This is a genomic window from Paraburkholderia madseniana, from assembly GCF_009690905.1.
Lineage (GTDB): Bacteria > Pseudomonadota > Gammaproteobacteria > Burkholderiales > Burkholderiaceae > Paraburkholderia > Paraburkholderia madseniana.
Genome location: NZ_VOSW01000092.1, coordinates 1 through 26,424, shown reverse-complemented (window position 1 = coordinate 26,424; position 26,424 = coordinate 1). Strand labels below are relative to the sequence as shown.

The window sequence follows — 26,424 nt, the reverse complement described above, 5'->3', positions numbered from 1 at the left end:
ATACCGATATACATTTTTTGTTTTCGGCTCACTTTAGCCATGACGCCCTCAAAACACCTGTTGCCTGCTTCCGATTTATCCGGCCTTTTCCTCATCGCCCGGACTCTGGTGCCCGTGGGCACAAATTGACGTAAGAGTTCGAATCTTCTCGTCCACCTTAGTTGCCGTTGCTGGTCGTCCTTGCCGCTGCGGTCAGCGCCTTGTTGTTGCTGTCGTAGGCATCGCTCGCACTCACCATCGCCAGCGTGTTCACGTTGGTGTTGACCGCATTCGTGCTCGAGCCGATCGTCGTGCCGGCGGTCAGCACCGCGCCATCGGCCGCGAGCGTGCCCGCGCTTTGCGTAATCCCGCCGCTTGCCTGCACGAACGCATTGCCCGTCGTCGTCACGTTGGCGCCCAGCGCGGTATTGCCGTTCTTCGCAAGTGCGTTGATCTCGCCGCTTGTCGAACTCACCACGGCGTCGACCGCCAGACTGGTCGCCGCCGTCAGCTCGATCGAGCCGCTGCCGCCCGCCATCACCGCGTTCGACAACGTCACCGAGCCTGCCGTCGTACCGATGTCGATCTTGCCGCTGCCGCCCGTCGTGACCGTCGCACCGGTCGTGACCGGACCCGCGGCCAGAACTGTCAGATCGCCCCCGGTCGTTGCATTGTTACCACCCGTCAGTGTCCAGCCAGTCGCAGTCGTCGTGTCCGTCACCGGTCGATGCAATCGTGCCCTGCGCGCCAAGCAGGGTTGCGTTGACCTTGCTGTTGCCTGACACTGCGCTCACGCCGACGGTATCCACCAGCGTCGTGTTGACGATGTCGCGACCGGCCAGCACCGCCACGCGGTTGCCGGTGATCTGCCCGGACGCGTTGATGACGTCGTTCGTTGCCGAGACGACCGTCGTGCCGTTCGTCGCGCTGCTGCCGATCGAGCCGCCGCGGTTCAGGATATCGGTTGCGCTGACTACCGTCTGCGTCCCGCCCTTGATGACACCCGAATTCGTCGCACTGCCGGCCGCATGGATTTCCACGTCGTCGGCGACGATCAGCGCGCCGGTCGACTGCAGATCGTTCGCATGCGTGTGCGCGAGATAGACAACCGGCGCCAGCACCTGCTGCGTGCTGCCGTCGGGCAGCGTCACCGTCTGGTTCACGAGCCACACGATGTCGCTCGTGAGCGCGTCCATCTGCGCAGACGTCAGCGCAAGACCCGGCTCGAGATTAAACTGCTTCGCGGTGCTCACGCCGACGGTCATCAACGCGCGGTATTCGTCCTCATTGTTCGTGTAGCCCTGCAGATAGACCCGGCCGGTGAGCTGCGTCACCTGGTTGCGCACCAGCTGCTCCTCATACATGCCGTCGCCCAGGCGCTTCTCGACCGCCAGGGGATTCAGGCCCAGCTGGCCCAGCATGTAGTCACTCGAAATGAAGCGCGTATAGCTAGTCAGACGTGGATCGGTCGCGATCAGGTACGGCTGACCCGGTGCGATGTGGAACGAATACAGCCCGCCGGTTGGCAGGGTGATGTTCAGCGCGCCGTTGCTGCCTGCGACTGACTGCGGCGCATTCACGGCCGCCTAGTGGCCGCTGGTGGATACGCCAACGGATGCCTGATTGGCTCCCAGTGTGCCGCCTGTGGCGCCCGTGGCCGAGCTGGCTGCGGCAACATTCGTATTGTTCAAGCTCGTCGCGTTGATCTGCACCGCATTGTTCGCGATGATCGTGCCGCCCGTGCCGCCGATGGCGACCGGCTGCAGCACGACGGGCGCTTCGACCACCGTGCCGACGTCCTGTGACGTGTTTTCGTTCCACGCATAGGTCGAAATGATGTTCTGCGACTGGTACTGGTACAGCGTCTGTCCGGTATTGTTGACCGTCGTACCGCCATAATTGCCGCTGCCAATTGATCCGCCTTGCTGCGTGCTGCCAATCTGGATCGAGTTGCCCGCCGCGATCGCGCTGTAGCTGTTGTTGATCGTGCCAACGTTCGCGAGCGTCATTTTGCCGCCCGCCAGCAGTTGCGCTTCCTGCGCGGAGCTTGTTACCTGATCCTGCTGCGTCGTGGTCGTGGTATCGCGGGCGATTTCGACGCGCTGGTAGCCGTGATGCGCATCGCTGCGCGTCGCGTATTCGGTGGCCGGATCGTAGTTGACGTTCGGATTGTAGGCGTCCCAGTACGTCAGCGTGACTGTTCCGCCATTGTTCGTCATGCGGCTGTAGTAGACCGTCTGCTGCTGGCCATTGACGTTCAGCACGATCCGGTTCTGCGACGGGTTCTGCGAGACGATCGACGAGGTCGCGAACGTGTCGGTGCGCTCGGACTTGTAGCCGTAGTCCCATACGGCCTGGGTACAGGACGAATGGCCGTCGGCGTTCGTCGTCGCACACCGTCAGGGCATTACTGGCCTCGATTGTGCCGCCTGCGTTATTGAGTGCGCCCTGTGTCGTTACGGCCACGTCCTGCGCGCCGACATAGCCGCCCAGGCTGTTGTCGAGCGACGCGAGCAGTAAGGTCGTACGCGACTGTGCCGCGAGCTTGCCGCCCTGATTCGAAACCGCGCCCGCCTGGACGTTCAGTGCGCCGTTGGTGGCCACTGTGCCGCCATTATTCGACAGGCTTCCGGTCGCGATCGACAACGTGCCGGTACCCGAGTTCGAAATAGTCCCGTGATCATTGATCAGAGTCGCGGGCGTCAGCGAAAGGTCGGCGCTGTTGGTCTGTAGCAAGCCGTTCGCATTGTCGAACGTCCCCGATACGCTAACGGTCGGCGCATCTGTGCCGGTCTGCGTGACACTGCCGTTGTGATTGACGAGATTCGTCGCCGCAAGCACAAGCTGGTTGCTGGTGATTGCACCTGCGCTGTTGTCGAGTGTGCCCTGAGCTCTGGCTGAGAGCAAGCCGCCCGCCGTCGTCTTCGCGCTGGCAAGGTTCAGGTCACCAGCGCTTGCAGTGAGGGCAAGATTGCCGTTCGCGGAGGTCTGGCTACCGGCGAGGTTCATCGACACGCCGGAGAGCGCCGCGTTGCCACCCGCCGCGTTCTGGCCTGTCGCTGACAGGGTGCCGCTCGCGATGATCGTCAGGTCCCCAGCGTGCGCGATCGAACCGTCGCTGTTGATCCCGGCGCCGAGCGTGCCGGTCGACGCGACGTTGTTCGCGTTCGCGGTGAAATTCTGCTGCGCGGCGAGCGTCCCGCTGTTGGTCAGGTCGCCGGCTGTGTTGACTGAGACCGCTTGCTGCGCGTAGGTCGTGCCGCTATTATCGATGCCGTCGTGGGCGGACAGCACCATGTTGCCGCTCGCGTTAGTTTTGCCTGCGAGCAGCAGCTTGCCCTGCGTGGTGAGCGTCAGGTCGCCGGCCTGTGCGGCCGTGATGCCGGCGAGCGACACGCCCACACTGTTCTCGGTGCCGACGAGTTTGATGCGGTTCGCATACATGCCGTCCAACTGGCTCACGTCGATCAACACATCGGGTGCTGTGCCGTTGCCCGCGATCGGCGTCGCGGCAAGCGTGTCGTGATCGACCTGATTCGCGCCGCTCACAACGTTCAGGTTGTTCGCGTAGATCGATGCATTGACCGCCACGGCCCGTGCGATCAGGTCTACCTGATCGACGTTGGCCGCGTTCAGCCCCGCGCCCTGGACCGTGATTTGCCCACCAGTCACGTTGAAGCCCGCAAGACTCCCGTTCGCACCGATGATGGGCAATCCGGTCGTCAGGATTCCTCTGGACGTGTTGATAAATCCGCCACCGTCGACGACAATTCCGGAGCCGTTCGCCAGCACGACTTCCGCCTTGCTCCCGGCCACCTCAACGTATCCTCTTAACTGACTAGCGGCCGTGCTGTTGACCTGATTGAGGATGATTTTCGCGGACTGCCCCGGCGCGAAGTTCGGGTTACCATTGATATAACCCGCCTGCTGTGTGTTGACGATCGTGGGCGAGTTGTTCAGTACGATCCCGGATTTCGGCACATCGAACTGCGAATAGGTATTCTGCGAGACACCCGCCCCGGAAGGAGCGTTGATGTTGACCTGCTGGATGCCGCTTGCGGTCTGGATGACCGTCGGCGCATACGCGCCGGCTGCCACGACCTGTGCCTCGCTGGCCACCGGCACGAGCGCTGGCACTACGCCGAGCACCAGCATCGCGGCAAATGCGGCATGACGCAGCGCGAACAGCGAAATGGTCCGACGGCCGCCTGGGCGGGCCTGCCCGATGGTGGCTTCTCCCTGACTGGCGTTGCCGTTTCCGGTCGCCGTTTCCTCAACAGCGACCAGCATTCCCCGCAGCCTGCTATACACAAGCCGGTATGTCCGGTTATTCATTTTTTTCTTCGCACAGCATATTGGTAATGCTGCGGAAGATATCGGAAGCGCGTCGCCAACACTGTCAGGACGTGTCAGCTCCACCACGCTTTAACAAAAGTTCACAAATTCGAACTGGTTTCGGGGGAGCGGATTATGGGCGCCCCTCGTTGTGTCGTAGGAAGAGGTTGCAAGCAGACCTTGTGGAACTGGTGAGGGCGCGACGAAGGGAACGGCCGGTTGACGCGGGTCCGTTGTGCCGAGCCGGATTGCGCAGTACATATCGCGCACCAAGTCCACAAGGCCCGGACATGGCACTCATGAAATGTGATCGCGGAGAAGGTCGACAGTCAGAGCGGAGCAAATACCGATCAGGTGGCCTACTCCGGCCGATGGCCGGATAAAAACCGGCACAAGCCTGTGCGTCGATGTCACCACCAATCGTCAAGCTCCAGCGACATCTGTTTGCCCGTGTTTGCGCCAGAAGCACCGTCGGATACATCTCCCTTTGGCAACGGTGGCTTCAGCACATCGAGATGGAAAACCACACCCACGCCAAGCCGGACAAATCCATCATTCCCCCGCTTCGGACTCCCGGCAATTTTCGGGATCGTGATGCTGCCAACTGGCTCTCCCGCCCCCCTGTTCACGCGGCGTCGGCCAGCATCGAGTGACGGCAGTCCGCCGCGGCGCACCGGCACGCGTACTGCGCCCGGACGTCTTCATCCAGCGGATCCTCAGTGGCGAGCAAATATTCAATGAACAGTTCTTCGCCCGGCTCGATTGCCCGCAGGGTGTGAATGAAAACCCGATCGCCGTCTTCGATCGTTTCGCAGTTGGGCGCGCACGCGTGGTTGAGCCAGCGTGCACTATTGCCGCCGCGGCTGCCGTCGATCACGGATCCATCCGACAGCCCAAAAAGAAACGTGTGTCCTTCGACGCCTTCACGCTGGTGACGGCGCACCGCATTTCGCCACGAGGTGATTTCACCCTTGTACTCGAGCACGCGTTCGCCCGCTGCGAGCGGACGCATCGCGAACACGCCTTTGCCATGAACTGACGATCGCCGGACGATCACACGCCTCATACTGTTACCTCGACTGATATGCGCGCCAGTATAGAAGAGGCAGTGCGACGTGCGAAGTCACGTGGAGGATTGTTTCATCTGGGTTGCCCAGAAGAGAAACCGATTGTTCCGTCAATCGTAACCTATCGGTGCATGCTGGGTTGGTAACGACCTGGTGTGAAGCCACCGGGACAACGTAACCCGTTCTTTGAACGGCGGTGTGCTCGTGAGAGCATGCCGTTGTCTGCCAGCGTCAAGGCGGATGGGGTGCAAGGTTGAGCAGCATGGTTAGCATAAGCGAACTGCTGATAAACGTCGTCACTATAAGCAAGCCAAAGGCGCTGTCAGGCTTGAGCCAAAAGGCATGCAGTCGGATGTTTCGTTTGCCACTCGGAACACACGGACAAGTGACTGCCGGCGAAAAGGCAGAACCTAACCTGCTCGTGTCCTCCATGCGAAACACGGTAAGCCCAATTGTCCGCCAACGTCGGCGTTTCGGCGATGGCAGGTGACTCGTAAGGGAAGCTGTGGGGCAAGTGGGTATGAGAACGCGAAAAAAGCCAACGGCGGCCTGTAACGGGTCGCATAGGGGTTCTAAATTTGCCCTAACCCGAAAGGGTGCAGACTTTCGTGTGGTGCAGCTGTCGAGGGTCCATGTTTAAGGTTCATCGAGGGGAAGCTTGTGAGAGACCGGTAGCGCTTCGGTTCGGCACTCCTCGTCTCAGCGATGAGGCGAATCAACAACATGACAGCCTGCGAAGGGCTCGTGCGTTGTGGCGAGACCGGCGTCAGCACGACGCTTAATGCTGTGCGCGAGCGGAGTGCGGTGAAAGTCGCACGCTCCGTTCTTCGGGGGCCCTGTGTCCGGGAGGACATGGGGCTACCCTCTTAAATCCGCATCCACACCGACGTGATGCGTTACTTGCGTGAGGGTGGCCACCGGTCGTGGAGAGAAGCTGGAAGTTCTGGTTGTCGCAACCGGCCTGAGGTTGCCAGCGCGACCGACTGGAGAAGGTGCCGGACTAGAACAGCTGGGCGCCGAGCTCGCACAGGCGGTTCCACTTCACCGTGCTGACAAAGGATCTGCCCGCAGTATCGAGAGACTCGATTATCGCGCGCTGCCCACGCGCTTCCGCGACAACGCGCACGATGCGCGTCCGGTAGCGCAACAGCGCACCGATGGGTGGACACAAGGCTTCCCGCCTGATCCGCGATCGTTTCTTTTCCATACGACTATCCATAAAGATACGCAGCGAAACGCAGGGGCCGCAGTACAGCGGCATCTCGCACTGATGCTACCAGGCCGACTGGCCGAGGTCCAAGCCTTGCCCGATCACTCCGTGCCGTTGCCGCCGCCAGCACCTGTAGCGGCTACCCTGCCGACAGCCGCGCCATCGGCAGAAATCCGGCCGACGGCTTGCGTCCGATCTCAGGCGCCGTTCACTGCGTCCTTGAACGCCTTGCCCGCCGTGAACTTCACCGTCCTGGCAGCAGGGATCTGGATCTCGGCACCGGTCGCCGGATTGCGCCCAACCCGTGCGGCACGCGCGCCCGTGGAAAACGAGCCGAAGCCGATCAGCTGCACGGTGTCGCCTTTCGTGACGGCTGCCGTGATGGCCCCAATCAGAGCGTCGAGCGTCTCGCCCGTGGCGACCTTGCTGTCACCAGTCTTTGCGGCGACCGCATCCACCAGTTCTTGTTTGTTCATGGCTATTCCTCTTGATGGTTGTTAACTGAGCCACCCTACCCGATCGGCGCTTGGTCGCGCAATGGCCGGGCCGCGCTGTTTCTTTGGCATCGCATGTAGCCCGTGCACTGGCTCTCCGCCCGCCTCCCGTTTCTTCTCATCTCAACAGCAACGTTCCCATCCGCGTGGGATTCCGTCGCGTGCGGGGCGATGAACCCCAGCGCGCGCAAGTGCGCCGTTTCGTCAGTCGCCGGACAGTTTGCGACCAGCAGCTGGCTTTCATTGCTGGCTCGCGTCATCCCAATGCTGCCTGACGCCTCCACATCCGGCGCCTGAACGCATCTGAACAGCCGCTCACGGTAACAAAATTAGTTGTGTGTCCGCAAATGAAGGGGTAGATAGCCCGGATTATCGACCCCTTCATTTACGCCACTTTTCTGCGTTTTTTCTCAATTCCTTATACCTCGCAAGTCCTCGTCCCAAGGAGCGGGTGGGGTCGGTGCCCGCCCGTGGCGTGGCGCGGCTGAAAAACCCGGCCGCGTGCCGGTGCAGTGACTATGATGTAGATTGTGGTCCGTGCTAGCGACACGCGACCGCAACACGGGGCAAGGCGGGGCTGGCGGGAGACTGGCCGCCCGTCCTTGCTCCGCCAGAACCGGGTCCGCGAAGGTGCGGGCCATTTTTTTGCGCCTTTCCAACCCTGATAACTCCACCTATCAGGGTTGCGTTTAATGGACATCTGAGCGGTGATAATCCGCATGGTCACCGCAACCTATGTGGCCCGAGCCAGTCCTGCGGCGATCTTATGGCTGGCGCCGGTCGCCTCTCAAGGCTCCTAATCGTCTGGATTAGCGCAAAGCCGAAATACTAATGTCAAATCTGCTCAATTGCTTCCGCGTCGCGGTTTTCCCGGTGCGCTCATGACCGAAATCACTGTCACCGATTGGTAGAGACTTTGTTGTACGTCAATATCGGCACTCAAGCAGCCTCCAGCAGCATCTTCGCCATGCCCATCGTCTTCGCGACTAATCCAAACCGCCTTTGTCCGAGCCGACCTGATCGCCTATATTGGATAAAAAGCAACGCAGGGACAGCGTGCACCGAATCACGCCCTTCATCTGCAGTCGTCCGCATATCTCCACAGCCCAACGATCGAGGAGTGAGATAGTGGAAATCCTGAAATGTGCCGTTACCGTCGGCGCCCTGATCGGCCTTGTGAAGGGTATCCAGTTATTCAGCAGCCATTGTCGCCGCCGTTTTGGACATCGCTTTTTCACGCTTCGCGCATTCTGGTTGACGGGACTCTCGATCAGCCTCATGTGGCTGGGATTCTATCGCTATACAAGTGAACTACGCGATCACGCTTCCATTAATGGTGGACTCGTCCTCACCGTTTTAAGTGTGGTCCCCATTGTCTGGATGGTCTATGAAAATATCCGTGAAACGGACCTTTTCCACGGACTAGGCGGTTCGGCATTGCAATTGGCGTTGTTCTTCCCCGTGGCGCTCTATAGCCTCCCGCTGCTCCTAATCGCTATGGCAATTGTGCTTTTCGCATCCTTCAAAGCTGGTCCGGCGTGGCTCGTCGATCGCTAAGCGGCGGTTAGCCTTCCGCACCGGCGCCTTATTTCGCGCCGTCCCGCTCTCCACGCACCACACTTTGGAGCAATGCCCCCGGATCATCTGGCCAGTTCCAACAGAACAGGATCAGTCCCCTATGCGAATCGGGGCTGTCTGTACCTCTGACCGTATACCGGACGTCCATCATCATCTCAGCCGATCAACGTTCCGCATCCGGCCCGACATCGTTCGAACGACCATCGCTTCCCCGTACCGTGGGACCCAGCCGCACCGGTCCGGTAATTCGCTCTCGTTCCGTCGCATGCCTGTCCCGCTGTACCGGCATGGCACCCACGAAATAAGCCATATCAACCGCCAGCTCACGATCCTCACGCGCACTGGATCCCGCCATCGCAAAGGCCATCGCACGCCATGCGGCAAACACCCCGCCTTGTGCAACCCAACCCGTCTCGCGTTGCGCGTCGGCCGGGACGGCTCGCCAGAAACCCGGCGTCTCACCGCGCTCCATCATGTGCACGACCGCCGGTTTTGGAGACCGCTGTGTGACGCCGCGGGTTCGCCGAGAGGTCGCGTTCGCCTCTACACCATGCGCCCGAAGTCGCTCTGCAAAATACTCACGCCACCGCTGAAGATCGTTGTGACGTGGATTCAACCGGCGCCCGTCCGGTCCCCGAACTTGCACACTCAAATGCACATGCGGATGAGCCTCATCATCGTGCGCTGCAAAGACGTACGCGCGTCCGTCGCCAAACTCGAGTGCCGCAAAATCACGCGCCGCATCGCGCACGGCCTGCCGGTTCGTTCCCGGTGGCATCGATAGAAGGATATTGAATACTTCGCGGCGCGTGCTGGTGTCCGGTATGCCCCATCCGCCGAGCTGCCAGGTTTTCGTGAGGTCACGGAGTGCATCGACGCCGGAGATTTTGTCGCCGTTCTGATCTTCCAGATCGACCTGACCGTTACGCGAGATGTAACGAAGATGCCGGCGTACAGCTCCTATTCCCTGGGCACTAGACGCCTTGTTGGTGATCTTGACCATCACCTCCGGAGTGCGCTTCAGCGTGCGGGCCAATTGGCCGCGCATGCGCGCTGCCTCGGCCCGAATGCCCGCTCGTGAAAGCCGAGACGCCTTTGAATGCCTGAACGGCTCGTGAAATAGCCTATCACCCCAGTTCAGGAGCATCGCGTCGACGTAGATTTTTGGATACGGCATGTTATCGGCTCCATCGGTCGAGATTAGCGCGAACCACACCCGTGACAGCTCGCAGATGCGCGTCAATCTTTTCCCGGATGCCCTCAAAATCAGCCAACTCCTGGCACGTGAACCCCGCTCCACCACCGCGCGCAAGCTGCCCCAACGACCGGCTGATGACAGCAAGCTGCTGGTTCGACGCCGACAGCAAAAGCAGTTCCCGTGCTCCCAACTGCGGCTCCCCTGTCAGCTGCGCGCGGATCAGCGCCACGATCCACCGATTGCTGTGCAGGCCCGATGCTGCCGCCCGCTGCTCCACCACCATCTTCTCTGCGGCGGTCAACCGGATTTCGATACGACTGCGCGACTCTCCGACTATCGGCCGGGTCAGTCCAGATTCGATCTCAACAGGTCGATCGTCGGCCTCTGCGTTGACTGCGACAGCAATCAGCTGCCGTACGCCCTCGCCGACCGTCACGCCACGGCGCGCGCACCAGGCATCCCAGCGTGGCCTGACCGCGCCCAGTTCGACGCACAGGCGCTCACGGAATCTCACGGCTCACCCTAAGGTGCGGGCATTGACGGCTCGGCCGGCGCCCGTTCGACTTCGCGAGCGGGCGCACGCTCAGCAGCCGTGCGCATCCGACGACCACGACCCGAAGGCGCCTTTGCATCGAAGACCTTCGGCGGCGGCACCGGGATATCCTCCTTCCCGAAAGCGTCCAGCATGCGTACGGCGTGCTGCTGCACACGGGAAATGGACCGTTCGCTAAAGCCCTGTTCCCGCATCGCAGCGGTCAGGACAGCCAGGTGCAGCCCGCGTTCGTCATCCCCCCGCTGTGCGCCATGACCACGCTGCGGCACACGCTCTGCGACAGGCTGTAAATGCTCGTCGGCATAAGGTTGAGCCGCATCACCTGACGGCGTTTCGGCTCGCGACGTAGCTTGAGAAGCCACCCGTTCACGCTGCACGACATCCACCAGCCACGTATTCCGGTGCACGTCTTTCTCTTCCTCGCCCACCACGGCGCCATCGCCATCCAGAATCGGCACCTTGACAGTCACGAGTCGCTTGCCCAGATTTTCGAGCGTCACCAGTTGCCCGATCGCGGCCAGCGATTCAAGAACAGCACGCTCGAGATCCACGCCCCACACCACATGATCGACGCCCGCCTCGTCGCGGAACACCACGTAGTACGAGTCGCTGCGCGCGGGGTTGTGCTGATACGGCGCGCCTCCGTGCTCGCGCAGTTCCCCGACGTACCGCCGTGGCGCGTCCGGTTCGTCATTCGCAGTATTCCGGCTTTCCGGAACAGGCGGCGGGGCGTGGCTCTCCTTGCGCGTAGGCCCAGCAGGAGATGCGTCATTCGAAGCGGCTCGCGCACGCGCCTGCGGCGATGGTGATGATGCGTAACGTTCGTCTGTGCTCGCTCTCGAGCCAGCGACAGCTGTTGGCTCCGCCTTCAGACCTGCTTCAATGCGATTGTTCAGCCGCGCCTGCCGGGCGTCGGCGAGGCGAGCCAGATCCGCAGCCTTTGGCTCGTAGCCGCTTACCTCGATCCCGAGCAGCGTGGCCTGCAGCCACACCTCGCTACGGAACACTTTGTGTCCCGAAACGCGGATGCGTTCCCACGATTTGACATGCGCGATGTCGATCATCGACTCCACCACGTCCGGCCGGTTGTGCTCGGTGACGAGGTATGGCCCCAAATCCTCGAAAGCAAGCTGATACGGTGCCTCCTTCAGAAAATACTGATTGCCCGCCCGCAGATACCGTTTGCAGACACGCTCCGGTGGCTGGTCGAGCGGCACGTGGTCCGTACCGGTATACCGTAGCGGCACATCAGTGACCGGTCGCACACCAGGTCGCCGGGAGGCCCCGGCATCGTCGCGAATCGCCTGATCGCGTAGCCTCGTCCGCGCCGTATCGAACTCTCGGCGACGCCGCGCCAACATTGCTTCCAGTGCGGCCGAATTCAGCGCGTCATCACGGCCATCACCGCCTGATGGAGAAGCTGCGCTACCGACGCCTGGCACATCCTGCTCGATTACGTTAATGACCGGATCGGAATCCTGGGCCGAAGATATCTGTACCATGATGCAACCTCGTACGGTTCGGGGAAGGTCCGCGAATGGGTACCCCGACCGTGAAACGCTACCGATTGGGGTCTGCCGCCGGTTCAGGCGACGATGTGTGTTCCTTCGACCGCTCCAGCGCGGCAGCGCGTGCCTCTCTAATCCGAGCCCACGATCTCGCCTGCAGTTGATCGAGCATCGTCTCGAGATTCGGACTGAAATTCAGTTCTCGTGCGGACTTCTTCAGCGAACCGACCGTCCGTTCCAGCAGATCGCGCGCGCGATCCCACGGATAGACCTTCGATCGATCGCCGTCATAGCCGACCTGCACCTCGGCACCGTTCGACCGTGCGTTCCCGTCCATCCATTTCAGACGCTCGGAGGTGAACTCCATCTGGTCCTTCCGGTGAAACACGACGCTGCGCGTCGCGACCTCCTGGATCAGGTAGTGCTCAGTATTGAACACTTCACCACGGTACGGCCCTCCGTTCTCGCGCGGCGTTGCCATCCTGAGCGGCATGCCGAACCGTTGCCCGGCCAGTGCCTTCATCTCTTCGGGAACGTCACCCAATCCAAACAACGGCTCGCCGACCGGTGCACGCGTCGGCGCAAACCGTGGCAGAGTGCCAGCCGGGACGACCGGAGCAGTCGACCCTTCGCACGCAGGCGGTGCAGCAGATTCGGGCACCGCCTGTTTCGGCACGCTACGCTCCGATGACTGATGACGTCGATTGCCTTCGGTGTTGTCCACCGGGTTCTCTTTAGAGCGATCCATTTCTCCCTCCTCATTCCGTTCATTCATCTCACTCACCTGCACGTCGGACACGACATCTGTATCCCGCAATCTGTTCGCTCTCCCAAGGGACTGAAAGGCCACTTCACGCAGATGGTCGCCAACGGCATCGAAACCCGACAGTATCGCCATGTCGCTGAAATCGGTCGGCACCTTACCGTTGATACGCTTGTCGTTGGCAAAGACCGGCCACGCCAGATGCGCCATTGCACCTTCTGCCGCCCGCCGTGCATCCGAGTCACCTCGCCCTAGTTCGCCAAGCACTATCAGATCGCTATCGGGAAACCGCTCACGCAAGGAGGCGGCCACCTGGCCGAGATTCCCACTTGAAAGTGCCGCTGCCGCAAACCAGCCCGTCGCACGGTATGTGGACAGAGCCGTCGCCATGCCCTCACCGATCAGGATCGGTGCGAATGCCTCCTCCGGAGTAGGCGCCGATCCAGCCGTCCAGTACCCACCCTTCTTCACGCCCCCCGCCAGTGACGATTTCCGACCGTACTCGTCGATCAGTTCCAGCGTGGAGATCGCATTGATCCAGACGGGCACAATCAGGACACGCCCGACCAGCGGCTCCTCCTCGCTCATTGGCGCGTATCCAAGAAGCGAGCGCAGCTCTTGCGCATCCAGTTCACGTAAAGTCTCGACCGGATCGAGACGCTTGCGCGTCAGGTAAGGATGTTGCGGCCCCACTGGACGCGACCACTGCCAGAGTGCGTCCGCCTCGCGGGCCACCGCGACATGACGGGCCTGCCTGCGTTCTTCCTCGCGCGTGCGGCGCTCGATCACCTCGGGGGAAGGCACGGGGGCAGTTGCCATCCGGTCCGGGTACTGCGAACGCTTCAGATCGAAACCGTGCTGGCGCGCGAGCCAGAACAACGAGGCAAGGGTCTTGCCGCCTGATGCATCGGCTGAGCGCCACGTGGTGCGCGCGGCACGTTCGCTATAGTTACCAGCGGTGCGGCTCCACTCATCCCAGATCTCGAAGCCCTCGTCGCCGAATCCCTGCTTGAGCGCGAACGCCATGTCCACCCACGTCCCGTAATCGTCCGCAGGAATTACCGCCAGCGCTGCGCGGGCGCGCGCAGGCTCATCTAGATGTGGTGTGTTCATCGACCGCCTCCGTGGATCGGCGCAACGTGTGAGGGCACACCCCGCGCAGACGTTCGGCGGGGTCGCGATTGCTCAACTGGGGAAAGCTCCGCCGCATCGAGATCGGCAACCGACAGGCGGCAGGCGGCCTTCCGGACCCTTTCGGCAGGCACCCCAAGCAGCATAAAGTGCCTCTCCACATACGCCACGGCATCGTCTTCACTGATGTCAGCGAAGCTCGGCGGGAGATCGCGAGGATCCCATGCCTCCAATACTTCCAGATACTCGGCGGCTGGATTGATGAGCCCTGTGCCTTCCGGATCGATCTCGTCGGGCCGCAGATCGCGCAACCGTCGTTCGACCACGGCGCTGAAGCGCGCCAGATTCATTACTGGCACCGAGGGTGCCGCCATCACACGCGAGACAAACTCGGGATCGCACCAGTAGCAGATCTTGTCGGCCAGGATCGGTTTGGTGTTTTCGAGCACGATGATTTCCTTTTCGCGCCCCAGTTCCTTCAGTTCCTGCGGCAGCAGGAGTGGCCGTCGCTGCTCGGACACGCTTTCGCTCGATCCACCGCGACCACCGAAGATCGCGTTCGAGCGGCTAACGCTGTGTGACTGGTCGGTAAACGTGCCGAGCATCTCGGAATACTCGTTCGCATCCTTCTGCTCACGCGGCGCGTAGAGAATCTGCATCGCGTGATTGGTAACGAAGCTGCGCGCATCGGAACGGCCGTAGACAGATTCGAGTTGCGCGATCGACTGGACGATAGACAGCAGGCGCAGGTTATAACCCGACATGTAGGCAACTGCCCGCGCGATGATGTGGATTCTTCCGATCGCCGTCATTTCGTCAAGCAGGACCAAGCACTGGAATTTCAGCGTGGGATCGGCCTCGGGCAACTGCTTCGTATTGAGATTGACGAGTTGCGAGAACACGAGATTTACGAGCAGCGCAGCCTCCGACAGATGGTCGGGCGTGATGCCGATATAGACCGACATGCGGCGTTTGCGCACATCACGCAGATCGAAATCGTTAGCGCTCGTCGCCGCATCGACGATGGGATTAGCCCAGATTGTCAGCGGTGCATTGAAGGTCGCGAGAATGCTGGCCAGCACCTTATCGTCGTTCGAGAGAAAACGGTTCAGCGCATCGACACACGGTCCAGTCAGCAGACTACGATGCTGAACGAGTGCTCGCTGAAGGTAGGCTTTCACTGGCATGCCATTTCCCGAAGACTGCCGCAACACCTCCCCCATCGTGACCGGATAATCGTGAGTCGACGCTCCCTTGCCAGCGCGGCGCGCATCACGCCACTCGCACAGCAGCAGCACGATGCCAAGGAAAAGATTCCTGGCCTGATCCTTCCAGAAATCGTCGTGCCCACCAGGCGGATAGAGGGCGTAACCGATCGCGAGAATTTCACCAACGCGGAACAATCCATCCGAGATCGCCGACAGCGGGTTGTACCGATGCGTGCGACAATCTTCCGCGAACGGGTTGAATAGATAGACGTCCTGCCCGCACGCATGCCTGAAACCCGCGGTGATGGCGTGATTCTCCTGCTTGACGTCGAGTACTACCACCGAATCGGGGAAACTGAGCAGATTCGGGATCACAATGCCAACGCCCTTGCCCGAACGCGCTGGCGCCGCCAGCAGGACGAATTGCTGACCGGAGAATCGCAGGTAACGTCCACGCCAAACACCAACAACAATGGCAGGCGCCGGATCCATGCTTGCGCGCGTGTTCATAGCAGCCCCGCATCGCGAATTTCCGCGTCGCTGGCAAACCGCGCACTGCCATAGAGGCGCCGCCGGCCGGACCGCTCCCACAGAGCATGCAGGCCGAACGCCGGCCCACCGAACGCCAGCAAAACGCCGAAGATAGCCGCACCGGCCAATCGCCGGCCATCACTCGGCATCAGACCGTCGTGTCTCGCGAGTGCCGCGTCGAGCCACCCCCACAAGCCGGCATGCAAGGGATTGATCCGTAGGCTCGCGTAGAGGAAGAACGACGCCAGCCAGAGCGCGGCGACCAAGCCTCCGAGCAGGATTGCCAGCACGGTCACTGTGATGACGGCCATTCGTACTTGATGGGACACGAAGAGAGATAGCTTCGCCATGACCGTTCTCTCCTACGCAAACGCCGCCCGGACCCTACGAACCGGATCGAACCAGATTTCGGTCATGCCCCAACGCTTACCGGTCTGTTCACCTGCCCCGTTGAAAATCGGCTGCACTTCCATGTGCGCGACGATATCGATGGTGAGAAAAAGCAAACGCTTCAGCGCGGCATCGTCGTAGGCCACAGCCTCGGGGTGTTCCTTCGCCATCAGTGCAAAGCGCTCAATCGCGACCGTCGCATTCGAGGCGTGATAGCTCGTAATCGAACCAGCGTGCCCTGTCGTCAGGAGCTTGAGGAAGTCGTAGGCTTCAGCGCCGCGCAGTTCGGCCAGCAGCACGCGATCAGGGCGCATGCGCATCGTGCTCGCGATCAGATCGGCCGGCGTGACGCGCGCCTGACCTTGCCCGCCCTTGCTGTACAGCAGGTGCACACAGTTTTCGATGTGCCGGATAAAAAGCTCCCGGACATCCTCGATCGTCACGATCCGTTCGGTCCGCGGGATAAAGCGGGAAAGGGTCTTTATGAAACTGGTCTTGCCACAACCCGTGTTACCGACGATCACGATATTCAGCCGCCCAGTGACGGCCAGTTCAAAGAATGCGCCCCAATCCCGCGCCTCCAGGCACTGCACGAGTCTGCTATCCCCGGGCCGCAACAAAGGCAACGCAGCGTCGAGCCCGTTTGGGCGATGCCATACCGTTTCGTCGAACAGTCCCTCGTCACGGTACGTGTCGATGGTCTTTTCGTCCGCGGACGGCCGACGGATTGTGATCGAGACCGTGCGCGGCGGCACAACCGGCGGCACTACAATTTGGATCCGTGCGTCACCCGGCAACAGCGCCGAGAGCACAGGATGCAGGGCTGAAACCTCTTGGTTCGTGAGCGTGGCCACTGCCACCGCAAACGACATCAGGCGTTCGAAATCGAGCTCCCGATAGTCGTGACCATGCCAGCCGCGATGTGTCTCGACCAGCACGCGCTGTGGCCGGTTGATGACGAGTTCGGTCACATCCGCATCGTCGAGCAGCGGCGCGAACGGGCGCATCAGCTCCCGCACCGACGCATCGTCGGGCAGGCGCGCCAGCACGGCGTCAGTTGCCCGATTCGATCTGTCCGTGCAGGCATTCATGGTGCAAACTCCGGCTGCAGCGCATATACCGAACCGAAATCCAGATCGCGCGCGATCACGATCGTGAACTCCGCGCCCTGGTTCTTGGTCAGCGTCGGCGGGATGTTGATCGTGCTGTCGAGCACTCGCGTGGCCATGTCGTTGCCCTGCTGCTGCGTGTTCGCGTAGACAACCGAACCGTTGCTGTTCCCGCCGCGTGTGGCTAGATAACCGATCGCATCCTGGGTGATGCCAAGCATCACCGCGGCGCCGACGCGTGGCCTCCAATGATTGTCGACAAAGCCATCGATGCCCATGCGCCCGAGCGCATCGGCTACTGGCGAATCGATCTCGACCGTCACGCCTAACGGCGTCCTGACCAGTGCCGACAAGACGAAGATCCGTTTCTGGCCCGGCGAAAGGTTCGAGCGGTACTCACTGTTGATCTGCGAGCCTCGTTCGATCAGCACTACCCGGCCATCGTCGGAATACACGTTCTTCGTCACCGTGCAGGTAGACATGCCCGCATCGGTGGAATCGAACGCCGTATCGCCCACGCAATCAATCTTGGCGCCCTGCGCGAGCATGAAGCTGCGATTCCCCAGCATCCCAGCGCGCACGCGCGGTGCGGCGGTCGGCGACAGCGCCTGCGCCAATGCGCCGCCTGCCTGAGCCAGCCTCTCTCCTGATGGCTCGATTCCACCAGAGACAGTGGCCACGACCGACGAGGCAACACCCGAAACCTCGGCCGCCGCGTCCTGACTGCCCGCGCCGCCTACTGCGAGCAACGGGGCATCGTAATAGCTGCGCCGTGCCCCGATGTGCACGGCGCCGACCGGCTCCGGTGCTGTGCCCGGCCCCGGAACCTGTACGGGACGCACGGCAATGGCGCTTGCAGCAAGTGGCGCGACGGCGGCCACACGCACCGCGGGGGCGGGACCATCCTTGAACACACGCCCCTGGGTCGACGCATCGGCCACCGCATCGCGGTGCGCCTTCGCATCTGCGTCGTGACGCGCAAGGAAACCATGCACGGTCCACACCGCGCCGGCACCGACCATGAGAACGATCACAATCGGCGTCAGCCACCAGGCACGCGGGCGAGCTCTGCGGTATTGGCCCAGCTCCGGCATGCCACGGTCCGCGCCCATCCCTGGCGAATTGATACCGCCCATTTCCAGACCGGACTGCGCACGATCTGACGGGCCATCGGGCTCGATCGTATTGCGAGGCGTATCGTCATTCATCGCCGTGACTCCGCAAGACGCGTTTCACGCCGCTGGCAGTCGTGCCGCCTTGGGGCGGGACGCCATCCATGTCACAAGCGTCGTTCCAGATTCCGACAACTTCGTCCGCGAGCCGCAGCACAAAGCGCTTCGCGACCTCGTGCACGACGATCGTGTCGCCCTGCACGTGTTTGTCCACAACGCTCTCCGTACCGTCATCGGCCACCCGGAAAACCGCCGGCATCCGCCGGTTGTTCGGGATACGGAGGTAGGTGAACCGTCCGTCGTCCCACGCCGCCGTCGGCGCAATGTCGTCGGAGTGCGGTATCACCTCCATCGTGTAGTGGGCATTGCGCACCACAGGTGGCTGCGCGAGACGTTGCTCAACCAGCGCGGCATCAGTGTTCGCGCGTGCCAGCGCCTTCGCTTCATCCGGATAGGTGAAGGTCACCCGGTACATCACGTCGTGGTTGCCGAACTTTGCCTTGAGCGGCAATACCATCAGATCGAAGCTGTAGCTGCGGCGGTCGGTACGAATCTCCAGATTCGAATCGTGCGCAGCGAGTTGCGGTTTCAGGTACACGTCGTGATCGCCTTTGTTCGCCACAACCTGCCAGCCGTCTCGATCGCCAGGCGCTACCACCTGGATCTGTTCGTGCGGGTCGAGCGCGATATGCGTGGCAATGCCCCGCTGCGCCTGAATACGCACGACATCGTCCGGCTCGTACACCACCTGCCGCACGCGCGAATCGCCGAACCAGCCCGGCAAATCGGCAGCGCTCGCGGTGTGAGCGAGCAGCAGGCCCACCAGCGCGACACCAGGAGCGAGCGCTTTCATGGGTTGCCTCCCGTCGTCGAGGCTGGAGCTAGAGAGGCAGACGGCGGCGTGTATTCGAGATCACGGCTGTAGGCTGTCACCTTGAACCCGAACGGATTGGCGATCGCAACGCTCTCGCGCGTGAATACGGGTGGCCGGTAAGTAAAGGCGAGCGTGATCACGAAGCGCTGCGTCGGCTCCGCGTTCGCGACCCCGCTCCTGAACGACGTGCGCTCGATGTGCACGACGGCATGCCCGGGTTGATCGGGCGGCAGCGTGGTCGAGAGAATGTGGATGCGCCGCTCGATGCCCGGCCCCAGTTGCCGGTCCAGTGCATCCGGACCGCCATAGATGCTGCGAAAATCGCGCGCAACCACGTCATCGCTCATGACAAGCACGCTGTCGTAGTCCATCTGCAGCAGCCCCCAGTCATACCGCTCGCGCGAACGCACATATGCCTCGACCCAGTGCTTATCCTGGATATCCTTCGTGCGTACGTGGCGGGCATCCAGTACGTCGATCACCTGGGATTCGCCGGTCAGGCGATCGACCTCGATCGGTAGCGGCACGACACGATAGAACGGCACCATCAGCGCAAGCGCCGCGGCGCTCAATACGGCGACCGCAAGCGCCGCATAGGCGACATGCCACGCGCGCCGCTCGGATCGCTCCTGCAGGTAGGTCAGCGATGCCTCGATATCGAGCACGCGCCCATAGTCGTGCGGTGCGCTCATGATCGGGCTCCTGCGCCCGACGACACGGGCAGAGCTTGGGAAGCAGGCGCTGCAGGTGCCGGGAGCACAGAAGTTGGGACTTCAGGCACCGGCAGAATGCGGTTGACGGGCACGCGGTGCAGACCGTCCGGCAATACGGGCTTTGACGGCCCGCTGCTGCAGGCCGCCAGACTCCAGGCTAGGCACCCCGCGAGGACGATGGAGATAAGCGCAGGCATGGCATCCTCCTCAGTTCCCGAACGATGCAGGCGCCATCTGGTCCTGCAATCGGGCCGTGTTGCCAGCCCGGGTCAGTGCCAGTTCACTTTGTTGCTCGGCCACGAGCTTGTCCTCGGAATCGGCCAGCATCCGGAAGAGCTGCAGCTTCGTCATTTCGTTGCCGACCGTCGTGGTCTCAGCCTGGATACGTGCCTGCAACTCGGCCACCCCCTTGGGGTCCTGCGTCACGTCGATCTGTTGCATCAAGCTCTGGATCTGGTTCAGCTCACGCAGTTCGGTCTGGTACGCCTGAAGGCCGAACGCCTTGTCCTGAAACGGCTTGTTCAGCGTGCGCTGGCATACCTGCTGGTCAATGCCGGTCTGGTCCTGGCAGTTGTAGATCTGGTTCGCCGAGCGCAACTCCTGGGCGCTGCCCGTCAAGCCCGCGTAGCCACCGTTCTGGATCGCCGTATAGACGCTCTGCCAGTTCGAAGGCAGCGAGCTGGCGACGACCGGATTGCCTAGCAGCGCACCGAAGCCACGCGTGCCGACCGTCGACTGATAGATCTGGATTTCCTGCTGCACCTCCTGCTCAAGCCGGGCAACCGTCGCGATAGCCTGCACCACGTTCTGCGCGTCGAACACCGGAATGCCCTGTGCATGAGCGCCGGAACAGAGCACCACCCACACGATCGCGGCCCTCGCCAATCTGGTTTGTCCTGTCATGGTCATCACCTCACATTCATTCGCCCTGCCGACCCAGGTTTGCGCGCGCTGCGCGCTGGTAAGCGGGCATGGGTCCGTTCGCCGAACCCCCTCCGCCTGATCCGCTGTAGCCGCCACCACTTGAGCCGGTGCGGTTGCGAATCTTTCCGCCAGGCGATGAGCCGCCACCGCTGGGAGAAAACGCCTGAGCGAGTGCGCCGGCCATACGTCGTGCGGCAAAACCCGCCACGAACGCGCCAAACCCGGACAGCGTGGCCCCACCGGAAAGTCCCGATGCAACCGATGGCAACTGCCAGCCGACCATGGCGAGAAAGACCCCGGTTGCGAACAAGCCGATCGCTGCTGCACCCGCCGCGGCATTGTTGAGAGCAGCGGTAATGCCCTGCATCACAGCCGACGGATCTGCACCGGGGGAAGCACTAGTGGCATTGAGGGGAGTTAGATCGGCAGAGAATGCCGTGAGCGCCATGCCGAGAAAGGCGGCGACGAGCACTTGCAACAAGGCGTAATTGGTGACCTTCGCGGTCCAAGCCTCGAAGAAGCGCGCGGTTGGGGCAAATGCCGCGCAGGCAATGAAAATAGGACCAAGCCCAAGCACGAGATCGAGCAGCATCCTCGCCATCGCCACTTCGAAGGCGAGGACGATGAGGAAGATCGAACCACCAAGTGCGGCGATGATCCCGCACAGGAAATCGCCGATGGCGGCGGCAAGTCCACTGACACTGATCCCCTCGTGCGTCGCCTTGTCGAAATAGGCGTCCATCACGAGGTCGATCTGCTGGTCGTAGCAATCGAGCGTCTGGTAGATACTGGTCGCGCTCTGCGCTGTCACGCTGCCGCCGTTGACCGACCCGCATCCTGAATTACCGCCGCCCGACGTATTAGCCGCGTTCTGGATCGTCTGGGCAAGCCCGGCCGTTGCACCATTGATCGCCGTTACGACCCGCTGCTGGTAGATGCCGGCGCTCAGCGCAAACACGAGCGTGATGGCGACCTTTAGCCCCCGCCAAGCAAACGCCGGGACAGCTTCGTGGGCTTCGCCCCGCACCACTGCCAGACCGTAGGCGACAACCCAGATCGTAACGGCCGTGGTCACGACCGGCACGAGCGCGCTGGACAAGGCCGATGACACGTTCGTGATGTAGGTGGACATACCATTTTCGAGAGTGCCACCTACCGCGGTGAAGAGGCCGCTCATCGCACACCTCCCGCTTCCGGGGGAAACGGCGAACGCAGTCCGCCGTTCGCCGTGCGTCGCCGGGCAAGCTGCTCGTGGAAAACCGGCAACCAGTCTTCCGGTGCATCGCCCACCTGCGCACGGATCGTGTCGAGAAGCTCGACGTTATCGGTCGTACCCGACAGCACGTCGAGTACGTCTCCGAGGCCAGCGAGATCAAGCCGCCCAATTGCAGAGCGATGACCCTGCTTGACCAGGAACAGCCGACTGTTCTCGCCGAGATTGCGCACGATGTTGAATTCGGCTTCGGTCAGCTTGAAACCACAAACGTAATCGTCGTAATCGGCCCGTGGGTTCGGCAGGAAGAAGAACGTTGCGCTCTGCTCGATCAGCGCACTGGCAACCTCGCTGCGCAGTACGTCCGCAGGCGATTGCGTATCGAAAATCCCGAGGCCATTCTGCTTGCGGATCGTCTTCTGCTTGTTCTTCACAAAATCGGTGAAAACGGGATCGGAGAGACGCTTCCAGAATTCGGTCATCACGTAGATGAAGCGCCGGCCGTCGATCAGATTTTCGGTCAAGTGCAACAGGTACATCGTGACCGGCGTCGAGACCTCCGCATCGTCAAGCAACTCGGTATCGTCGAATCCGAACAGTCCCGAGCAGGCGAGATCAATACGGTCGGTCGGGTTATCGAATACCCAGCCTAGACGCCCGCCCGCGCACCATTTGGCGAGGCGAGCATGGAGGCTGTTCTCACCCACGGTCGGCAGGAGTTGCCGCACCATGGAAAGCCGTCGCAGCGGCTTGTCCATGCGGGCAACTTCCCGTACGGCGCGCGAGATATCGAGTTCGTCCCTCGCGGGCAGAGGCACGCCGATATCGACGAGCTTGCTCACGAGCCTTTCCCAGAAGTGGAGCACAGCCTCGGTTGGTTCCATCTGGAACGGGTTCAAACCGGTCGGCTCCCCTCGGCGGAACACGGTGTATATGCCGCCCATCGCGCGGATCGCGATCTCGGTACCGCGATCCTTGTCATACAGCACGGCAGTGATGCCGTACTTCATCGCCATTGCGAGTAGGAACAGCTCAAGCACTGTCTTGCCCGCGCCGGCCTGACCGATAATCTGGGTGTTGGCGAGCGCCTTCTCGTCGAGCGAGTCCTTCTTGTCGGGCGTGACGTGGAAGTTCAGATAAAGTGGCTGACCACTAGGCGTCTTGACAATCGTGATCGCCTCACCCCACGGATTACCATCACGCTTCCCCGTCGCGAAGTTATGCAGGCATGCCAGTCCGCAGAAGTTCCGCGACGTAAGCTTGGCCTCGCGCGGCCTGTAACGCCAGTTGCCTGGCAGTTGCGCGAACCACGCCGCGTCCGCAACGAGATCGATGAGTGCCGTCTGAAAACCCGCGTCGGCCAGCTGCGTACGCGCCTTCGCCACACTTTTCGAAACTTCATCCAACGTGTCGCCGAGCACAGCGAGCGAATAATGGTATTCGCCCAAGACGAAGTCTCCGTTGATCAGGTCGTTAAGCGCCCCTTCCATCGCCTCTACCTGGGACACGGCAACATCCTCGCCGGCAATCAACTGGTTACGCTGGCGCTCCAATGCCTCTTTCGCGCTCGGCTTGTCGAGGACGGTGAAGCTCTGCGTCTCGATGTACTCAAAGTCGCCGTACAGCAAGCCGTTGATCATTCCGGGCTCTGTGTCCTCCGGGTAGTCCTTCAAGTCGAGCATCGCGGCAAAGCGGGTCGCGGCCGGCATGCGGATCTCGATCTTCTCGGCCCCAACAAAGAGGCGCGACGTTGGCAGCCCCTCACGGATCGGGCCAGCCGGAACCGGCTCGGGCTCCCATGCGGCGTTCACCAAGTAGCCAAGCAGTTCCAGCGTCGACGAATATCGGCGCGGGCGCCTGGTATAGCTGCCCTGTCTGACATAAACGCCGAGCGCGACGGGATCGTAGGGCTTCAGACTCGATTCGACCTGGGCGGCCAGTTCTGCCATCGCCTTCAGTGCGTCGTGCTGATCGCGGCGGATATCCTCGCGCGTGCGGCGCGCAGCACGGCGAAAGGCGCGACCGAGCTTCGTGCGGTTCGGCCGGTAAACAACGGTCAGATACAGCTCGTTGGCCATCATGCGATAACCGGAAAAGCTCGCGTAATAACGCGTCGCCAGCTCCTGGCAGAAGCGGTTGCCGTAGGGCATCGCGAAGTGATCCGACACGCGCCGGCGCAAGCGATGTGACCAGAGCGCTACGTGGCCGCCCGCGAGCCCGCGCACGAGTTGGTTGAATCCGTCGTGCCGCGCGAGGATGTTGGCGGGATCGGCTGCCTCGAACGCGATGCCGGCGATCCTCCAGATCTGCAGGTAGTCGCCCTCGCGTGTTTTGATAACGTGGTCCGTCACATGCGTCGAGTACGGGATGTAACCCGCAAGTGGGACTTCGCGGTTCGCCAGGGCGACGAGTTGGGGTTCGGATGGCATGTCACGCCCTCCTTTTCAGGCGAACGGGCACGTAGGCATGCGCCCCCCAATACCAGCGATTGCCCTGACCGAGCACCATCCGAAGGCGCAGCGCGTACTGAGCGAGGCGCTGATCGTCGTAGCGCGTGATCACACGCATCGCGACGAACACCGGAATCATCAGGAAGAGGATGGCGACGCCCAGCGGGGGACTCGCTAGCAGCGCCCAGACGGCCGGAATCAGCATGCCGCCGCCGACCATCAGGAACGGCACAAGCGGTACGCCCCACAGCATCGCAGGACGGGTGCAGCCTTTAAAAACGGGATCCTTGAGAGGGTTCATGATTTGACTCCCAAGGATCAGCTTGTCGGGATCAGCATGCCGGCGATCACCGTCGCACAGCCGACGAAGAGTCCGCCGATGAAGACGTTCGCGATGTCGCCGAACCTGGCGTGCTGGAACATCATCCGGAAACCCGCCCAGATGATGGAAATCGAGCAGATCACGCCCCCGACACCGAGCAGAGTTGTCTGGATTGTGTTCAGCAGCGTATTGACTTGCGAGAGTTGTGCCCACGCCGGTGTCGAGAGCAGTAGCGTCGAAATTGAAACGGCAAGTTCCTTCGCCAACTGACAGTCAAAGACGATACGGCACAAATACGAGCGCTGACGATATATTTTTATATGTATTCCTAAATACATGATTGACTCCTTTTCGCCTACTGTCTGCCCGCCATTACCTGAATCGCGGCTTAGAACACCACCGCGCTACCCTCCGACTCACCTTCCCGCTCATCCGTCAACGCATGGTCTCGATCGAGCAACAGCGGTCGGCGAACCACCGGATGCGGCCGGAAGGGGCTAGCAGACATTCCGGAATTGACGGGCAACACCGGGATCGGTGCGATAGAAGGAACGGTGATCGGGAACATCGGAACGGGCTGCTGCGCGTTCTTTATCACGCGTTGTACGTAACCCGTGCGAAATCCCGTCGAAAAATCGCCACTCCCATAGCAGGACAGACCTGCCCGAAGCGCCGCCTGAGTATCGGTCTGTGCACGATGTGCGGACATGAAACAACGTTGAAGAATGGTGGCGCCAACAGCGAGGTTGCGACAGGGCTCGAATGCGTTTTGCTCCGTCAACCCGTATGCGCGCCAATTAGCCCGGTTTACCTGCGCGAGCCCTACACTAAAATTCCAGCCGGCCGCTTCGAGTGCGCGCATTGTGGCGATCGCTTCGACCAAATTCGACGGTTGCCGCAGCAGCCGACCACGCACGACGCCAATCGCGAAGGGGTTGAATCCAGACTCGGTGCGCACGAGCGCCGCCATTGTGATCGGGTCGATTTGCTGCGCGCATTGCTGGGCAAGCGTCATGAAGTCGAGCGGCATTTTCAGTGCCTCCCGCCGAAGCCGTTCTCCTGCTGCTCCGCTTGCTGCAGGAAAAGCGCTGCGGACCTTGTCGGGTTGTAGGACACCTGCGCGCTCCCGGCACCATAGAATTCGGTGATTGTCGGCGCCTGCCCTCTTACGCCCCACCAGACACGGGTATAGAGCTGGTCGCCGATGTCGACATTGATCGCGCCGGAAGCGCCACATAGCAGTTCACTCTGCTCCGCCCCGCCCCAGTACAGCAGGCCTTCACGGCAATAACCACTGCTTGCAAAGGTGTTGGCCGCAAACGTTCCCTGCGAGCTGCCAGCACCGAAATTGCAGGTCGGAAACGGATCGCCGTGACGCAATGCCCGCCATAGTCTCTCGATCGGCGGCACGCATTCGCTGTACTGCTCCGGGCCACCGGGGTTCGACAGGCACAGAATTACCTTGCAACCCCAGTCGTCGGCAAGAGTGATTCCCGAGGCAAGCGCGCAAGCGGCAATAAGCGCGAGCGCAGCGAAGGACCGGTAACTTGCGGCGTGTCGTATCAAAGCAGCTCCCATTTCAGGCCTCCACGTCGCAGGCAATTTCATCGAGACGCAAGTACCCGGTCAGCGCCTCGAAACAAGCCAGCATGGTCTGCCATGCCCTACGCGCAGCCGGTTCCCTCCCGACGACCTCCCCCAC

General features: G+C 61.7%; 24 protein-coding genes. 1 reads left to right on the top strand and 23 read right to left on the bottom strand.

The window, feature by feature from the left end; genetic code table 11:
- Positions 1–157: 157 nt before the first annotated feature.
- The 6 genes from FSO04_RS49085 to FSO04_RS34920 all read right to left on the bottom strand — a co-directional run bounded on the left by FSO04_RS49085 (position 158) and on the right by FSO04_RS34920 (position 7,067).
- Positions 158–700 (bottom strand): hypothetical protein, encoded by a 543-nt coding sequence (locus FSO04_RS49085; protein ID WP_154566085.1) that lies wholly within the window; start codon positions 698–700, stop codon positions 158–160.
- Complete coding sequence (locus FSO04_RS49080) at positions 654–1,400, bottom strand: beta strand repeat-containing protein (RefSeq protein ID WP_166618311.1); 747 nt, start codon at positions 1,398–1,400, stop codon at positions 654–656. The genes FSO04_RS49085 and FSO04_RS49080 overlap by 47 nt, the downstream gene beginning before the upstream one ends.
- Positions 1,401–1,428: 28 nt before the next feature.
- On the bottom strand, positions 1,429–4,314 hold the full coding sequence (locus FSO04_RS48580; protein ID WP_166618310.1) for a two-partner secretion domain-containing protein: 2,886 nt from the start codon (positions 4,312–4,314) through the stop codon (positions 1,429–1,431).
- Positions 4,315–4,939: 625 nt separating this feature from the next.
- The gene (locus FSO04_RS34930) at positions 4,940–5,380 is read right to left on the bottom strand and encodes an SET domain-containing protein (protein WP_154566084.1); all 441 of its coding nucleotides are present in this window, start codon (positions 5,378–5,380) and stop codon (positions 4,940–4,942) included.
- Positions 5,381–6,381: 1,001 nt separating this feature from the next.
- Positions 6,382–6,588, bottom strand: coding sequence for a hypothetical protein (locus FSO04_RS34925; RefSeq protein WP_154566083.1), 207 nt, complete (start codon positions 6,586–6,588; stop codon positions 6,382–6,384).
- Positions 6,589–6,788: 200 nt separating this feature from the next.
- Entirely contained in the window at positions 6,789–7,067 is a 279-nt protein-coding gene (locus FSO04_RS34920; protein ID WP_154566082.1) for an HU family DNA-binding protein, read from the bottom strand.
- Between the two features lie 1,146 nt (positions 7,068–8,213).
- Here FSO04_RS34920 and FSO04_RS34915 point away from each other — a divergent pair.
- On the top strand, positions 8,214–8,642 hold the full coding sequence (locus tag FSO04_RS34915; RefSeq protein ID WP_168435952.1) for a hypothetical protein: 429 nt from the start codon (positions 8,214–8,216) through the stop codon (positions 8,640–8,642).
- Positions 8,643–8,826: 184 nt separating this feature from the next.
- On the opposite strand, the gene FSO04_RS34910 is transcribed toward FSO04_RS34915, so the two are convergent.
- The 17 genes from FSO04_RS34910 to FSO04_RS34830 all read right to left on the bottom strand — a co-directional run bounded on the left by FSO04_RS34910 (position 8,827) and on the right by FSO04_RS34830 (position 26,300).
- The gene (locus FSO04_RS34910) at positions 8,827–9,840 is read right to left on the bottom strand and encodes a relaxase/mobilization nuclease domain-containing protein (protein ID WP_154566098.1); all 1,014 of its coding nucleotides are present in this window, start codon (positions 9,838–9,840) and stop codon (positions 8,827–8,829) included.
- A gap of 1 nt (position 9,841) precedes the next feature.
- The gene (locus FSO04_RS34905) at positions 9,842–10,375 is read right to left on the bottom strand and encodes a plasmid stabilization protein (RefSeq protein ID WP_168435951.1); all 534 of its coding nucleotides are present in this window, start codon (positions 10,373–10,375) and stop codon (positions 9,842–9,844) included.
- Between the two features lie 8 nt (positions 10,376–10,383).
- Positions 10,384–11,916, bottom strand: coding sequence for an LPD7 domain-containing protein (locus tag FSO04_RS34900; RefSeq protein WP_154566081.1), 1,533 nt, complete (start codon positions 11,914–11,916; stop codon positions 10,384–10,386).
- Between the two features lie 58 nt (positions 11,917–11,974).
- The gene (locus FSO04_RS34895) at positions 11,975–13,798 is read right to left on the bottom strand and encodes a PriCT-2 domain-containing protein (RefSeq protein WP_154566080.1); all 1,824 of its coding nucleotides are present in this window, start codon (positions 13,796–13,798) and stop codon (positions 11,975–11,977) included.
- Positions 13,795–15,534: a type IV secretory system conjugative DNA transfer family protein gene (locus tag FSO04_RS34890; RefSeq protein WP_154566079.1), complete on the bottom strand. Its 1,740-nt coding sequence runs from the start codon at positions 15,532–15,534 to the stop codon at positions 13,795–13,797. The genes FSO04_RS34895 and FSO04_RS34890 overlap by 4 nt, the downstream gene beginning before the upstream one ends.
- Positions 15,531–15,905: a hypothetical protein gene (locus tag FSO04_RS34885; RefSeq protein ID WP_154566078.1), complete on the bottom strand. Its 375-nt coding sequence runs from the start codon at positions 15,903–15,905 to the stop codon at positions 15,531–15,533. The genes FSO04_RS34890 and FSO04_RS34885 overlap by 4 nt, the downstream gene beginning before the upstream one ends.
- A 12-nt stretch (positions 15,906–15,917) precedes the next feature.
- Positions 15,918–17,036: a P-type DNA transfer ATPase VirB11 gene (gene virB11 / locus FSO04_RS34880; RefSeq protein ID WP_154566077.1), complete on the bottom strand. Its 1,119-nt coding sequence runs from the start codon at positions 17,034–17,036 to the stop codon at positions 15,918–15,920.
- A complete protein-coding gene (gene virB10, locus FSO04_RS34875) occupies positions 17,033–18,262 on the bottom strand; it encodes a type IV secretion system protein VirB10 (protein ID WP_154566076.1) in 1,230 nt (409 codons plus the stop codon). The genes virB11 and virB10 overlap by 4 nt, the downstream gene beginning before the upstream one ends.
- Positions 18,255–19,079, bottom strand: coding sequence for a TrbG/VirB9 family P-type conjugative transfer protein (locus FSO04_RS34870; protein ID WP_154566075.1), 825 nt, complete (start codon positions 19,077–19,079; stop codon positions 18,255–18,257). The genes virB10 and FSO04_RS34870 overlap by 8 nt, the downstream gene beginning before the upstream one ends.
- The gene (locus FSO04_RS34865; protein ID WP_154566074.1) at positions 19,076–19,792 is read right to left on the bottom strand and encodes a VirB8 family type IV secretion system protein; all 717 of its coding nucleotides are present in this window, start codon (positions 19,790–19,792) and stop codon (positions 19,076–19,078) included. Before FSO04_RS34865 ends, FSO04_RS34870 begins: the two co-directional genes overlap by 4 nt.
- Positions 19,793–20,020: 228 nt before the next feature.
- Positions 20,021–20,716 carry a P-type DNA transfer protein VirB5 gene (gene virB5 / locus FSO04_RS34860; protein WP_154566073.1) on the bottom strand — a complete coding sequence of 232 codons (696 nt, stop codon included), beginning with the start codon at positions 20,714–20,716 and terminating at the stop codon, positions 20,021–20,023.
- 16 nt (positions 20,717–20,732) lie between these two features.
- Entirely contained in the window at positions 20,733–21,914 is a 1,182-nt protein-coding gene (locus FSO04_RS34855) for a TrbL/VirB6 family protein (RefSeq protein ID WP_154566072.1), read from the bottom strand.
- Positions 21,911–24,379, bottom strand: coding sequence for a VirB4 family type IV secretion/conjugal transfer ATPase (locus tag FSO04_RS34850; RefSeq protein WP_154566071.1), 2,469 nt, complete (start codon positions 24,377–24,379; stop codon positions 21,911–21,913). The genes FSO04_RS34855 and FSO04_RS34850 overlap by 4 nt, the downstream gene beginning before the upstream one ends.
- Position 24,380: 1 nt before the next feature.
- Entirely contained in the window at positions 24,381–24,701 is a 321-nt protein-coding gene (locus tag FSO04_RS34845; RefSeq protein ID WP_154566070.1) for a VirB3 family type IV secretion system protein, read from the bottom strand.
- A 17-nt stretch (positions 24,702–24,718) separates the two neighbouring features.
- Positions 24,719–25,060, bottom strand: coding sequence for a TrbC/VirB2 family protein (locus tag FSO04_RS34840; RefSeq protein ID WP_154566069.1), 342 nt, complete (start codon positions 25,058–25,060; stop codon positions 24,719–24,721).
- Between the two features lie 50 nt (positions 25,061–25,110).
- Positions 25,111–25,752: a lytic transglycosylase domain-containing protein gene (locus FSO04_RS34835; RefSeq protein WP_154566068.1), complete on the bottom strand. Its 642-nt coding sequence runs from the start codon at positions 25,750–25,752 to the stop codon at positions 25,111–25,113.
- 2 nt (positions 25,753–25,754) lie between these two features.
- The gene (locus FSO04_RS34830) at positions 25,755–26,300 is read right to left on the bottom strand and encodes a hypothetical protein (RefSeq protein WP_233465079.1); all 546 of its coding nucleotides are present in this window, start codon (positions 26,298–26,300) and stop codon (positions 25,755–25,757) included.
- Positions 26,301–26,424 lie beyond the last annotated feature (124 nt).